Genomic DNA, 12,927 nt, shown 5'->3' with positions numbered 1-12,927 from the left:
TTCGGTGGGGAACGGACGGCGGAGAGACGCTAGCGCCGCTCGATCATCACATTGGTCGACTTGATGACCGCCGTGGCGGGCGCGCCCGGCACCAGGTTCAGCTCCTCCGCCGACTCCCGGCTGATCAGCGACACCACCCGGAACGGCCCGGCCTGCACCTCCACCTGCGCGGCCACGTCGCCGAGCACCACCTGGGTGATGATCCCGGGGAAGCGGTTGCGCGCCGAGGACGGGCGGCCCTCGGCCTCGGCGTTCTCCGGCCGGGCCAGCTCGCGGGCGAAGGCGGCGAGCTCGGCGCCGGGGATGATCCGGTGCCCGTGCTCGTCCCGCACGGCGGCGAGCCGCCCGGCGTCCACCCAGCGCCGCATGGTGTCCGCGCTGACGCCGAGCAGCGCCGCCGCCTCACCGATGCGGTACGGGTTGACCGGCACCTCGGGCTGGCCCATGTGCGACTCCTGACGGTGGTTCGAGGTACGGGGCACGCGCCCCCCGTCCGCCATCCTGCCGTACCGGGCACGCCGACGGGAAACAGCCCCGGACCAGCCCCCGAACCAGCCCCCGGACCAGCCGACGGACGCGGCCCGGCGGCCCGGCCTACGGCTCGCCGAACAGGTCCCGCCGCACGGCGTCCCCGGCCGTGAGCACCGCCCCGGCGAGCACCGCCCCGCCGCCCGCCGTACCGGCCCGCACCTCGGTGCGCAGCGGGGAGAACCCGGCCAGCCGCCGTTCGACCCGGCCGGCCAGCTCGGCGCCGCCGGCCCGGCCGATCTCGCCGCCGAGCACCACGCAGCCGGGGTCGAGCACCACGCAGAGCGCGGCCGCGCCGAGCGCGATCCGCTCGGCCAGCTCGTCCAGGAACGCCTCGCCCGCCGCACCGGCGGCCAGGGCGGCGCGCACGGCGGCCTCCGCGGCGGACGCGTCCCCGGCCCGGTCGGCGGGCAGCCCGTGGGTGCGGGCGAGTGCGCAGATGGCGGCGCTGCCGACCAGGCCGTGGAAACCGCCCTCGCAGCTGTCGGCGCTGGGCAGCCCGACCGTGCCGGGGACGGGCAGGAAGCAGATCTCGCCGGTTCCGCCGGAGAAGCCCCGGCGCAGCTGCCCGTCCAGGATGACGGCGGCGCCGACGCTGTGGCCGAGCCACATCAGCACGAAGGTGTCGCGGTCGCGCGCGGCGCCGACCCGGTACTCGGCCCGGCCCGCCAGGTTGACCTCGTTCTCCAGGATGACGTCGGTGTCGGGCAACTCCCGCAGCGCGGTGAGGAGTTCGGCGTGCCAGCCGGGGAGCTTGCCGGTGCTGTGCAGTCGGCCGGTGGCGGGGTCGACCAGGCCGGGGGCGCCGACCGCGACGGTGTGCAGCCGCTCGACGCCGGCGCCGCGCGCGGTCTCCAGCAGGGTGCGCACGATCGCCTCGGCGGCACCGGCGGCCCCTGCGGCGGAGGCCTCGACCGGCACCTCGGCGGTGGCGAGACTGCGCCCGGCGAGGTCGGCGACGACCAGGCTGACGCCCTCCTCGCGGACGTCGAAGGCGGCGATGTGGGCGCGGGAGGCGACCAGCGCGTAGAGCCGGGCGTTGGGCCCGCGCCGCTGTTCGCCGCGTTCGCCGACGACGGCGACCAGGCCGGTGCGCTGGAGGCGGTCGAGCAGGTCGGCGACGGTCGGCCGGGACAGGCCGGTGAGGTCGCGCAGCTCGGTCGCGGTGAGCGGACCCTGTTCGAGCAGGAGGTTGAGCGCCAGCCGGTCGTTGATCGCCCGGGCGGTGCTCGGCGTGGCCGTACGCGCGGTGGTCATGGCCGGTCATCCTTCCAGAGTGTTTCTATCAGGGTCCCTTCCTGATAGTTTATCGAACGATCGCACCACCGCCGGACGGACGACCCCGCCGCGCGGAGCCATCGGCCTGCACGCAGACCACCCACAGGGCACCGTCGCGCCGCGACCCGCGCGACCGGGAGGGAACGCCGCATGACAGTCACGACCCACGAACCGCTCACCGAGCCACGCCGCTCCCGGCTGAGCATCGCGCTGGTCTTCGGCGTGCACGGCGCCGTCGGCGGCACCTTCGTCACCCGCATCCCGTGGATCCAGGACCGGCTGGACCTCTCCCCCGGCCGGCTCGGCCTGGCCCTGGTGATGCCGGCCATCGGCTCCTCCCTCGCGATGCCGCTCGCCGGGCGCTTCGTCCACCGCTACGGCGGCCGGGCCGCGGTGCGCGGACTGATCTCGCTCTGGTGCCTGGCCCTCACCCTGCCCGCCCTCGCCCCCTCGCTCCCGGCGCTGTGCGCGGTGCTGCTGGTGTACGGCGCCACGGCGGGCATGGCCGACGTCGCCATGAACGCCCAGGGCGTGGAGATCGAGGAGCGCCTCGGCCGCTCGATCATGTCCGGGCTGCACGGGATGTGGAGCGCGGGCGGACTGGTGGCCTCCGGCTTCGGCATCCTGGCCGCCCACCTGAACCTCGACGCCCGGCTCCAACTGGCCCTCACGGCCCTTGTGTTGCTCGCCCTCGCCCAGCCGGTCTGCCGAAGCCTGCCCGACTTCCGGGCGGCCGAAGGGGCACAGGAGCCGCCGCGCTTCGCCCTGCCGCCGCGCAGTTCGCTGGTGATCGGGCTGGTCGGCTTCTGCGCGGTGTTCGCCGAGGGCGCCTCGATGGACTGGAGCGGCGTCTACCTCAAGGACGTCACCGGCGCCTCCGCCACCCTCGCGGCCGCCTCGTACACCGCCTTCTCGCTCACCATGGCGGTCAGCCGCCTGGCCGGGGACGCCGTGATCCGCCGCCTCGGCGCCGTCCGCGCCACCCGGCTGGGCGGGGCGGTCGCCACCCTCGGCGGCGTCCTCGTAGTGGCCGCCGACCACCCGGCGCTGGCCATCCCCGGCTTCGCGCTGATCGGCGTGGGCATCGCGGTGATCGTGCCGCTCGCCTTCGCGGCCGCCGGACGGATCGGCAGCAACCCCAGCCAGGCCATCGCGGGCGTCGCCACCGTCACCTACACCTCCGGCCTGATAGCCCCCGCCGTGATCGGCGCCCTCGCCCAGGCCACCTCGCTCTCCGTCTCCTTCGGACTGGTCACCCTGCTCGCCTCCGCCCTGCTGCTGAGCGCCGGGGCACTGCGCCGGGCCGAACCGGATTCCACCGACGACGACGTGACCGCAGTGTCACCGGAAAGGACTTCCGGCAAAGACCTCTCCGCCATCTGACCGGCAACTCACCGGGAATCCCACTCGTGTCGTCGACCGCCGGGCGCGCTCCGGCGCCCGGCGGTTCCCGCGATCCGCGCCCGCCGCCGTCGCCGCCCTCGGTTCCCAAAACCCTTTGCCCTACCGCACGTTGCGGTCCGACACTGGGGCCGTGCTCGGATTCCTCAAGACCGACGACGAAGCCCTGGTCTCCTGCCTGGGCGACCCCCAGCGCACCGTGGCGGCCTACCGCGAACTGCTCCGGCGCGGGGCGGACGCCCTGGGCGCGATCCGCGCCGGGCTCTCCCACGACCACCCGGCCGTCCGGGAGGGCTGCTGCCGCCTCCTGGACCACCTGGTCGACACCGACTCCATGGACCTGCTCGTCGCCATGGCCGACGACCCCGACGCCGGGGTCAGGATCGCCGCCTTCCACGCCCTGGCCTGCGACCGCTGCAAGGACGACGCCTGCGCCCCCGGCGCGGGCCTGGTCCTCGAACCCGCGCTGCGCCACCTGTCCGACGACCCCGACCCGCGGGTCCGGTCCAGGGCCGCCGAACTCGTCGGCAAGTTCGCCCACACCGACGCCCGCGCCGTCGCCGCCCTGCGGGCCTGCCAGGCCGACGACCCGAGCCCGGCCGTCCGCAAGAAGGCCGGCTGGTACGCCCCCGGCGGGCCCATCCACCGGCGGACCGCCCCGCGCGCCGGACGGAACCTCAGGGCTGGTTGAGGTAGGTGAGCACGGCGCGGACGCGGCGGTTGGTGTCGTCGTCATCGGCGATGCGGAGCTTGCCGAACATCGAGGTGGTGTACTTGCTGATCGCGCTGTCGCTGAGGAACAGCCGCCGCCCGATGGCCTGGTTGGACAGCCCCTCGGCCATCAGCCCCAGCACCTCGTACTCGCGCGCGGTGAGCTGGCTGAGCCCCCGCTCCGGCGGGCTCGCGGACAGCAGCCTGGCGATCACCGCCGGGTCCATCGCCGTGCCGCCGGCCGCGACCCGCTCCAGCGAGCCGAGGAACTGGTCGGCGTCGAAGACGCTCTCCTTCAGCAGGTAGCCGACCCCGCCGGAGCCGTCCGCCAGCAGCTCCCGTGCGTAGAGCTGCTCGACGTGCTGGGACAGGATCAGGATCGGCAGCCCGGGCAGCTCGCGGCGGGCCGCGAGCGCCGCCCGCAGGCCCTCGTCCGACTGGGTCGGCGGCATCCGGACGTCGATCACGGACACGTCCGGGCGGTGCGCCAGCAGCGCGTCGAGCGTCTCCGGCCCGGTGGAGGCGGTGGCCACCACCTCGTGCCCGCAGGCCTCGATCAGGTGGACCATCCCGTCGCGCAGGAGGTAGAGGTCTTCGGCTACGAGAATTCGCATGGCACCGTCATCCTGACGTGGGTCGGTCCGCCGGGCGGACTGGTGATGTCGAGGGAGCCGTCGAAGGCGTCGAGGCGGCGGCGCAGGCCCGCGAGCCCGCCGCCGGGCCGTTCCCGGACGCCGCCCGAGCCGTCGTCCTCGACCTCGACGACGAGCCCGTGCCCGTCCTGGCGGAAGGTGACACCGGCCCGGGTCGCCCCGCCGTGCTTGACGGCGTTGGTGAGCAGCTCGGCGACGCCGAAGTACACCGCGGACTCGATCGGCGCGTCCACCCGCACCGGGTCCGCAGCCTCGACGGTCACCTTCAGCCGCAGGTCCAGGGCGAGGGCGCGGACGGCGTCCACCAGTCCGCGCTCGGTCAGCACCGGCGGGCTGATGCCCCGGATCAGGTCGCGCAGTTCGGCCAGCGAGGCCTTCGCGCCGTCCTGGGCGTCCCGCATCAGCGCCTTGGCCCGCTCCGGGTCGCGCTCCACCAGCAGCTGGGCGGTGGCCAGCGAGAGCCCGAGCGAGACCAGCCGGGCCTGCGCCCCGTCGTGCAGGTCCCGTTCGATCCGGCGGATCTCGGCATCCTGGGCGACGGTGGCGTCCGCCCGCTGGGCGGTCAGCTCCGCCACCCGCTGGGCCAGCGCCATCGCCCGCGAGGGCCGCAGGAAGCGCTCGGCCACCGGCGTCAGCACCCGCCAGGCGTACGGGGCGCCGCCGGCGGCCAGCAGCAGGCCGAGCACCCCGAGCAGCCGGGCGGGCGCCTCCGGCCGGACGATCCCGGGCACGGCCGCGGCCAGCGCCGCCGGCGGCAGCGCGGCGACCGGGCCCGCGGTGACCGCCGCGACCGCGACGAAGCGCAGGTCCCGCAGGTTGGCCGGGTCGCGCCACCGGACCCGCCAGTGCTGGTCCATCAGGGCGTCGCGGCGGGTCCTCTCGTACGTGAAGCCGTTCCACCAGAACCCGGTGGACATCCGGCTCACCGGCGGAGCCTGCCGGTACCCGGCGGGCAGGACCGGGCCGCCCCAGCGGGCCACCAGGGCGCGCACGGCCCGGCACACCGGGCGGCTCAGCCCGAGGGTGCCGACGCACACCAGCACCAGCGGCAGCAGCCACGACCACGGGTTGGCCGGACCCCAGGACCAGCCCAGCACCACCGCGCCCGCCCACACCGCCGGGACCAGCAGGGTCACGGCCGCGACCGCGCACGCCCGCAGGAACCCCGTCGCGGCCCCGGCCGCCCACCCACCCGGCTTCCCCATGAACTTCCCTCGCCTTCCGTGCAGTGCACCCACTGTGCACCGCACGGACCCCCGTCCACCCCGTTCCGGGCCAGGAGTGTGGCCAGGCCCACCCAGGTGTGCGCCCAGCCCCCGACGCCTGCGGCGGGGCCCCGTCCGCCCTCATCCCGACCGTGATCACCAGCGTCGGCCCTCGCCCCCGGCCGGCCCTCGCCGGGGACCGGTTAGGCTCTCGCCGTGCCCGCAGCCCTGACGACCTCCGCCGCACCGACCGCCGAAGACCCCGCCGAAGACCCCGCCGAGCCCGCCGCCCACGACGGGCGGCGCCCGGCCCGCGCGGCCTGGTGGCGGTTCGGCCTGCTGGTGCTGCTGCTGGGCGCCTGCGCCGGCTCGCTGCTGCTGTGGAGCCCCACCGACCTGCTCTCGGGCGGGCTGGCGGACCGGATGCCCGGCTACTGGTTCGCCCCGCTGTTCACCCTCGTCTACGCGGTCGGGACGCTCGCCTTCGTGCCGCGCCCCGCGCTGAACGCCGTGGCCGGACTGCTGCTGGGCATCCAGCAGGGGGTGCTGCTCGCGGTGCTCGGCACCACCCTGGGCGCGGCCATGGCCTTCGCGCTCGGCCGGGGGCTGGGCCGGGAGGCGCTGCGGCCGTACCTGCGCGGCAAGGTGCTCGGCGCCCTCGACCGGCGCTTCACCGACCAGGGCTTCCGCAGCGTCCTGGTGCTGCGGCTGCTGCCCGGCCTGCCGTTCCAGGCGGGCAACTACGGCGCGGCCTTCTCCGGGGTCCGCTTCCTCCCCTTCCTGTTCGCCACCGCGATCGGCGTGGTGCCGACCACCGCCGTGTACGTCGTCGCGGCGGCCAGTGCGGACCAGCCGGGCTCGGCCGCGTTCCTGGTCTCGGCCGGGGTGATCGCCCTGCTGGTGCTGGGCAGCCTGGTCGGGCTCTGGCGGGCGGCCGCGGCCCGCCGCCGGACGCAGGCCGGCTGACAATTCGTTCGCGTCCCCGCGCCGTCGGGGTCACGATGGCGGGCATGACCGAACTCACCCCGCGGGTGGACCCGCCGATGGCCGCCGACGAGGCCGCCATGCTCACCTCCTGGCTCGACTACCACCGCAGCACCCTCGCCCTGAAGTGCGAGGGCCTGACCGACGACCAGCTGCGGCTGCGCTCCGTCCCGCCGTCCACGCTCTCCCTGCTCGGCCTGGTCCGGCACATGGCCGAGGTCGAGCGGCACTGGTTCCAGGGCATCCTGCTCGGCCAGGAGATCGCCACCGGCCACTACTGGACCGAGGCGGACCCGGACGGCGACTTCGACCACGTCGACACCGCGGACGTCGCCGCCGACTTCGCCACCTGGCACGCCGAGATCGAGTCCGCCCGCCGCGCGTCGGCCGGACTGCCGCTGGACACCGTCGGCAAGCGGCGGCGGCAGGACCAGGAGGTGACGCTCCGCTGGATCCTGGTCCACATGATCGAGGAGTACGCGCGACACAACGGGCACGCGGATCTGTTGCGTGAGCTGGTGGACGGTTCGACCGGCGAGTGAAATCGTTTCCGCATTGTTGACAGAAGGTCAAATACGCGGTGACCGCTACCGATATGGTCTACGCGCGCAACCGTACCGAGCTGCGCGGCGTCGCTGTCTTTGCCCGGGTCCGCCCCGGTTTCCGGCGCGGCGCGACTCGTACGGAGGCCACGAGCGGGCACGGGACCGGTGAACAGTGCGATACTCGGACAGTTCCGACGAGTGGATGACGTGTCAAAAAGGACACGCAACCCCGGGGGGACCAGACGGGACGAGGCAGGGAGGCGCGGCATGGGAGCACTTCGCGACGAGCACCACAACGGGTGGCTGATGCCCTCCGGGAACTACCCGGCCGCGGTGTACGACGACGAGTGGGTGGATCAGGAGACGGTGTCCGCCGTCCCCGCGCCCGCGAAGATCGTCTCCCTGCGGCCGACGGGCTTCGAGGCGGCCCGCACGGTCGGTGAGCACATCCGGGCGAGCACCCCGGTGGTGATGGACCTCACCGAGATGGACGAGGCCGAGGCCAAGCGCATGGTCGACTTCGCCTCCGGGCTGATCTTCGGAACCCGGGGCGGCATCGAGCGGATCGCCCGCCGGGTCTTCCTGCTCACCCCGGCGGACGTCGAGGTGATGGTGATCGACCGCCCGCTCGACGAGACCGGGTTCTACAACCAGAGCTGACCGGAAGAGCGCGGGCCGCGGGCCCGCAGCACCCCACCGGGGGCGGCACACCAGCCGTCCCCGGTTTTTGCTGCCCGGATTCGATTCACGCATGAGGCAGCTGAGAGCTCCAAGGCAATTATGAGACATCGATGTCTCACCTGGACTACACTCGACTCATGGCCACCGACCGCGACACCGTTCTGGAAGCCGCCGTCGGCGTGCTGTCCCGCCGCCCCACCGCCCACCTGGACGAGATCGCCCGCGCCGCGGGCATCAGCCGGGCCACCCTGCACCGGCTGTTCCCGGGCCGCGACGCGCTGATCCGCGACGTCGGCCGGCTCGGACTGCAGCGCTTCGCCGCCGCCCTGGACACCGCGGCCGTCGAGGAGGGCGACGCCCGGGCGGCCCTGCGCCGCCTGGTGGACGCCGCCGTCCCGGACGCCATGCTCTGCGCCTTCCTGGCGGGCGAGAACCAGCTCTACGAGGACGACGAGATCAACGACCTCTGGGAGGTCCAGATCGACCGGCTGCACGCGCTCTTCCTGCGCGGGCAGCGCGAGGGGGTCTTCCGGATCGAGCTGAGCGCCGCCTGGCTGAGCGAGGCCTTCTTCGACCTGGTGGCCGGGATCGGCTGGGCCATCCAGGACGGCCGGCTCGCCCCGCGCGACGCCGCCTTCTCCCTCGCCGAGCTCTTCCTCGGCGGCGCCCTGCGCCGGGACCCCGCTCCCCCCACCCACAGCACCCCCACCCACAGCACCTCGGACCGGAAACCGGAAACCGATACCCCATGAGCAGTACCCCCGCCCTGACCGCCCGCCAGCGCTGGACCGGCCTCGCCGTCCTGGTGCTGGCCGTCACCGTGGTCGCGCTGGACGCGACCGTGCTCTCCCTCGCCCTCCCCTCCATCAGCGAGACCCTGCGCCCCAGCGGCACCCAGCTGCTCTGGATCGGCGACTCCTACTCCTTCGTGCTGGCCGGCCTGCTGGTCAGCATGGGTGCCCTGAGCGACCGGATCGGCCGCAAGAAGCTGCTGCTGACCGGCGCCACCGCCTTCGGCGCCGCCTCGCTGCTGGCCGCGTACGCCCCGGGCCCCGGCTGGCTGATCCTGGCCCGGGCGCTGCTCGGCGTCGCCGGGGCGACGATCATGCCCTCCACCCTCTCGCTGATCCGCAGCCTGTTCCCGGACGACCGGGAGCGGGCCACCGCGATCGGCGTCTGGGGCGCGGCCGCCACCGCCGGTGCCGCGCTCGGGCCGGTGGTCGGCGGGCTGCTGCTGGAGCACTTCTGGTGGGGTTCGGTGTTCCTGCTGAACATCCCGGTGCTGGTCCTGCTGCTGGTGTCCGGCGCCTGGCTGCTGCCGGAGTCCCGGGACCCGGAGCCGGGGCGCTGGGACGTGCTGAGCGTCGTGCTGTCGATGGCCGGCGTGATCGGCGTGGTGTACGCGATCAAGGAGGGCGCCGCGCACGGCCCCGCCCGCTGGGACGTGCCGGTCACCTTCCTGCTGGGCGCCGCCGCGCTGGCCCTCTTCGTCCGCCGCCAGCTGCGGCTGGAGACCCCGCTGCTGGACGTCCGGCTGTTCCGGGACCGGCGGTTCACCGCCGCCGTCACGGCCTCGCTGATCTCGCTGGTCGGCCTGTCCGGCGTGATCTTCGTGGTCTCCCAGTACCTCCAGCTGGTGCGCGGCTACGAGCCGCTCCGGGCGGGCCTGGCGGAGCTGCCGGCCTTCGCCGGTTCGGTGGCCGGCGGGCTGCTGACCGCCCGGATCGCCCGGCGTTTCGGCGCCCGCCGGGCGCTGGCCGTCAGTCTGCTGGCGATGGGCCTGGCCACGGGCGTGCTGGGCTGGACGGAGCAGGACACCACCTACCTGCTGCTGGCCGTCTCCTTCCTGGTGACCGGCACGGCCGAGGGCGTGGTCTACACCCTCGGCGCCGACCTGGTGCTGTCCGCCGCGCCGGCCGACAAGGCCGGGGCCGCCTCGGCGGTCTCGGAGACGGCGTACGAGCTGGGCACCGCGCTCGGCATCGCGCTGGTCGGCTCGGTGGTCGGCTCGATCTACGCGAACGGGCTGTCCGTCCCGGCCGGGGTCTCCCCCGAGGCCGCCGCCCGGGCCGGGGAGTCGCTGGGCACGGCCGTGGAGACGGCGCAGGGGCTGCCGCCGGAGCTGGGGCAGCCGCTGCTGGCGACCGCGAAGGGGTCCTTCATGCACGGCATGAACGGCGCCGGGCTGCTGGCCGGGGTGCTGCTGACCGCCGCGGCGGCGCTGGCCTGGTGGCTGCTGCGCGACCGGTCCGCGCCGACGCCGGTCGAACCGGTCGAACCGGTCGGCCCGGCCGAGCCGGTCGAGGCCGTCCGGCCCGAGCAGCCCCAGCGGGTGCCCGCCTAGGAAGTACGGAGAACGGCCGTTCCGGATCCGGGAACGGCCGTTCTCGCACGTGCGGCGTCGGCCGCCAGGGGCCTGGCACTACGCCCCGAAGGGCAGTTCCAGCTCGGCCCAGACGACCTTGCCGTCCCTGGTCAGCCGGCTGCCCCAGCGCTGGGCCAGCTCGCTGACCAGGAACATCCCGCGCCCGCCCTCGTCCTGCTCGGCGAAGGGGCGCAGCTGCGGGGCCGCGCCGCCGGCGTCGGAGACCTCGACGGTGAGCACCCGGTCGCGGAACAGCCGCAGGCGGCGCGGCGCCTCGGCGTGCAGCAGGGCGTTGGTGACCAGTTCGCTGACCAGCAGCTCGGCGTAGTCGGAGAGCGCGCTCAGGCCCCAGGACTCCAGGGTGGCGCGGGTGAAGCGGCGGGCCCGGCCGGGGAGCTTGCCGCCGCCGGTGAGCGGGAGGGTGGCGATCCGGTCGGCGGGCACCGGCAGCGCCCTGGCCATGATCATCGCGATGTCGTCCTCGGTGCCGTCGGTGACCAGGGCGCCGATCACGGCGTCGCAGGTCTCCTCCAGCGTGCGGCCGGGCCCGGCCAGGGTGCGGGCCAGCAGGTCGATGCCGTGGTCCAGGTCCTGGCCGCGCCGCTCGACCAGGCCGTCGGTGTAGAGGGCGAGCACGCCGCCCTCGGGGAGCGTGAACCCGATCGACTCGAAGGCGACCCCGCCCACGCCCAGCGGTACGCCGGGCGGCACCTCGACCCGGCGGGCGACGCCGTCGGTGCCGACCCAGACCGGCGGCAGGTGCCCGGCCGAGGCGACCTGGACGGTGCGCTCCAGCGGGTCGTAGACGGCGCAGATGCAGGTGGCGAACTGGCCCTCGCCGATGCCCGAGGCGGTCTCGTCCAGTCGGGTGAGGACCTGCTCGGGCGGCATGTCCAGGGTGGCGAGGGTGCGGGCGACGGTGCGCAGTTGGCCCATGGTGGCGGCGGCCCGGATGCCGTGGCCCATCACGTCGCCGACCACCAGGGCGACCCGCCCGCAGGACAGCGGCACCACGTCGAACCAGTCGCCGCCGACCTCGCTGACCACGCTGCTGGGCAGGTAGCGGTAGGCGATCTCCAGGCCGAGGGTGCGGTGGATCTCCTGCGGCAGCAGGCTGCGCTGGAGGGTGAGGGCGGTCTCCCGCTCGCGGCGGTAGAGCCGGGCGTTGTCGAGGGCGAGGGCGGTGCGGGCGACGAGTTCCTCGGCGAGCGCGACGTCGGCCTCGTTGAAGGGCTCGGGGTTGCGCATCCGGATGAACTCGGAGCCGCCGAGCACCATGCCCCGGGCGGTGATCGGGACCATCAGGTACGAGTGGATGCCGGCGGCTATACCGGGGGCGACCCGGTCCTCGCTGGACACCAGGCCGCGCAGCACCTCCTCGTCCACGTGGGCGCGCAGCAGCGGCCGTCCGCTGCGCAGGCACTGGGTGTAGCTGCGGTCCGGGGCGTACTCGGAGGTCTCGCCGACGACGTCCACGGCGTGCGCCAGGCCGGTCTCGTAGTTCTCCCCGACGGCGACGGCGCGCAGGGTGACGGAGCGGTCGGCGGGGATCGGGGTGGGTTCGGCGCCGCGCAGCACCGGCTCCAGCAGGTCGACGGTGGCGAAGTCGGCGAACCGGGGGACGACCGCCTCGATCAGCTCCTCGGCGGTGCGCTGGAGGTCGAGGGTGGTGCCGATCCGGGCGGTGGCCTCGGCGATGGTGGCCAGCCGCTCCTGGGCGCGGGCGGCGCGGGCCTCGGCCTGGAAGCGCTCGGTGACGTCGATGATCGAGGAGCAGACGCCGAAGACCTTGCCGGTGGAGTCCTCCAGCCGGAAGTAGGAGGCGGACCAGGCGCGGTCCCGTCGGGGGTCGCCGGGGACGCGGCCGTGCGAGCGGGCGTCGACCACGGGCTTGCCGCTCCTGAGCACCTGTCTCATGGTCTGTTCGATCTCGGCGGTGTTGATGCCGGGCAGGACGGCGGATATCCGCCGGCCGAGGTGGGCGGCGACCGGCACGCCGTTCATCCGGGCGAGTGCCTCGTTGATCCGGACGAAGCGCAGGTCGGTGTCGTAGACGGCCATGCCGATCGGGGAGCGGCCGAAGATGCCGCCCAGCACGGCGAGGTCGGCCTCGATCGCGTGGACGGCCCGGGTGTCGGAGGCGGTGGCGAGCAGCAGCAGGGTGCCGGCCGGTCCGGCGATCGGGTAGGTGCGGAACTCCAGCTCGACCCGGTGGCCGTCGCGGTGGCGGACCGGGAAGACGAAGGAGGAGCCGCTGCCGGCCATGATCCGCTGGAACAGGGCGAGCACGGCGGGGCGGTCGGACTCGTCGGTGAGCAGCCGGGCGGCGTAGCTGCCGACGGCCTCCTCGGCGGAGTAGCCGAGCAGGGCCTCGGCGTCCTCGCTCCAGTGCAGGATCAGTCCGTCGGCCTGGAGCAGCGCCGTGGCGAGCGGGACGAGGCGGTGGCCTTCCGGACGCACGGTATCGCCGTCCGGCGCGGGGCCGACGGCGGCGTTCGCGTCCCACTCGTGTCCGTGCATTCAGGCAGCACCCCGGTTCGGCTCGTGCCCGGCCGGATGGGCCTCACGGTCCGTGC

At 74.6% G+C, this 12,927-nt stretch carries 12 protein-coding genes; 7 read left to right on the top strand and 5 right to left on the bottom strand.

Annotated features, from left to right (window positions below; genetic code table 11):
• Positions 1–29: 29 nt before the first annotated feature.
• Both ACZ6Z8_RS14900 and ACZ6Z8_RS14895 read right to left on the bottom strand, forming a co-directional pair.
• Positions 30–446, bottom strand: a complete 417-nt coding sequence (locus ACZ6Z8_RS14900) for a TOBE domain-containing protein (RefSeq protein WP_402817701.1) — start codon at positions 444–446, stop codon at positions 30–32.
• 148 nt (positions 447–594) lie between these two features.
• On the bottom strand, positions 595–1,785 hold the full coding sequence (locus ACZ6Z8_RS14895) for an ROK family transcriptional regulator (protein ID WP_465609703.1): 1,191 nt from the start codon (positions 1,783–1,785) through the stop codon (positions 595–597).
• A 171-nt stretch (positions 1,786–1,956) separates the two neighbouring features.
• On the opposite strand from ACZ6Z8_RS14895, the gene ACZ6Z8_RS14890 reads away from it, so the two are divergent.
• The gene (locus ACZ6Z8_RS14890; protein ID WP_465609701.1) at positions 1,957–3,189 is read left to right on the top strand and encodes an MFS transporter; all 1,233 of its coding nucleotides are present in this window, start codon (positions 1,957–1,959) and stop codon (positions 3,187–3,189) included.
• 151 nt (positions 3,190–3,340) lie between these two features.
• Positions 3,341–3,898 carry a HEAT repeat domain-containing protein gene (locus tag ACZ6Z8_RS14885; protein WP_465609700.1) on the top strand — a complete coding sequence of 186 codons (558 nt, stop codon included), beginning with the start codon at positions 3,341–3,343 and terminating at the stop codon, positions 3,896–3,898.
• Here ACZ6Z8_RS14885 and ACZ6Z8_RS14880 read toward each other — a convergent pair.
• Positions 3,885–4,532, bottom strand: a complete 648-nt coding sequence (locus ACZ6Z8_RS14880; protein WP_465609698.1) for a response regulator transcription factor — start codon at positions 4,530–4,532, stop codon at positions 3,885–3,887. The two genes, ACZ6Z8_RS14885 and ACZ6Z8_RS14880, sit on opposite strands and share 14 nt — an antisense overlap.
• A complete protein-coding gene (locus ACZ6Z8_RS14875; RefSeq protein ID WP_465609696.1) occupies positions 4,517–5,776 on the bottom strand; it encodes a sensor histidine kinase in 1,260 nt (419 codons plus the stop codon). The genes ACZ6Z8_RS14880 and ACZ6Z8_RS14875 overlap by 16 nt, the downstream gene beginning before the upstream one ends.
• Before the next feature lie 216 nt (positions 5,777–5,992).
• Between ACZ6Z8_RS14875 and ACZ6Z8_RS14870 the strand changes: the two genes are divergently transcribed.
• The 5 genes from ACZ6Z8_RS14870 to ACZ6Z8_RS14850 all read left to right on the top strand — a co-directional run bounded on the left by ACZ6Z8_RS14870 (position 5,993) and on the right by ACZ6Z8_RS14850 (position 10,330).
• Positions 5,993–6,742 carry a TVP38/TMEM64 family protein gene (locus ACZ6Z8_RS14870; protein WP_465609694.1) on the top strand — a complete coding sequence of 250 codons (750 nt, stop codon included), beginning with the start codon at positions 5,993–5,995 and terminating at the stop codon, positions 6,740–6,742.
• 44 nt (positions 6,743–6,786) lie between these two features.
• The gene (locus tag ACZ6Z8_RS14865) at positions 6,787–7,302 is read left to right on the top strand and encodes a DinB family protein (RefSeq protein WP_465609693.1); all 516 of its coding nucleotides are present in this window, start codon (positions 6,787–6,789) and stop codon (positions 7,300–7,302) included.
• A gap of 270 nt (positions 7,303–7,572) precedes the next feature.
• Positions 7,573–7,965 (top strand): cell division protein SepF, encoded by a 393-nt coding sequence (locus ACZ6Z8_RS14860; protein ID WP_402817678.1) that lies wholly within the window; start codon positions 7,573–7,575, stop codon positions 7,963–7,965.
• Positions 7,966–8,123: 158 nt separating this feature from the next.
• Positions 8,124–8,738: a TetR/AcrR family transcriptional regulator gene (locus ACZ6Z8_RS14855; protein ID WP_465609691.1), complete on the top strand. Its 615-nt coding sequence runs from the start codon at positions 8,124–8,126 to the stop codon at positions 8,736–8,738.
• Positions 8,735–10,330, top strand: a complete 1,596-nt coding sequence (locus tag ACZ6Z8_RS14850) for an MFS transporter (RefSeq protein ID WP_465609689.1) — start codon at positions 8,735–8,737, stop codon at positions 10,328–10,330. The genes ACZ6Z8_RS14855 and ACZ6Z8_RS14850 overlap by 4 nt, the downstream gene beginning before the upstream one ends.
• A 78-nt stretch (positions 10,331–10,408) precedes the next feature.
• Here the strand turns inward: ACZ6Z8_RS14850 and ACZ6Z8_RS14845 are convergent, their stop codons facing one another.
• A complete protein-coding gene (locus ACZ6Z8_RS14845) occupies positions 10,409–12,871 on the bottom strand; it encodes a SpoIIE family protein phosphatase (RefSeq protein ID WP_465609688.1) in 2,463 nt (820 codons plus the stop codon).
• Positions 12,872–12,927 lie beyond the last annotated feature (56 nt).

It is taken from the genome of Kitasatospora sp. NPDC101108 (assembly GCF_055584725.1).
This window is presented reverse-complemented; position numbering and strand designations above follow the sequence as displayed.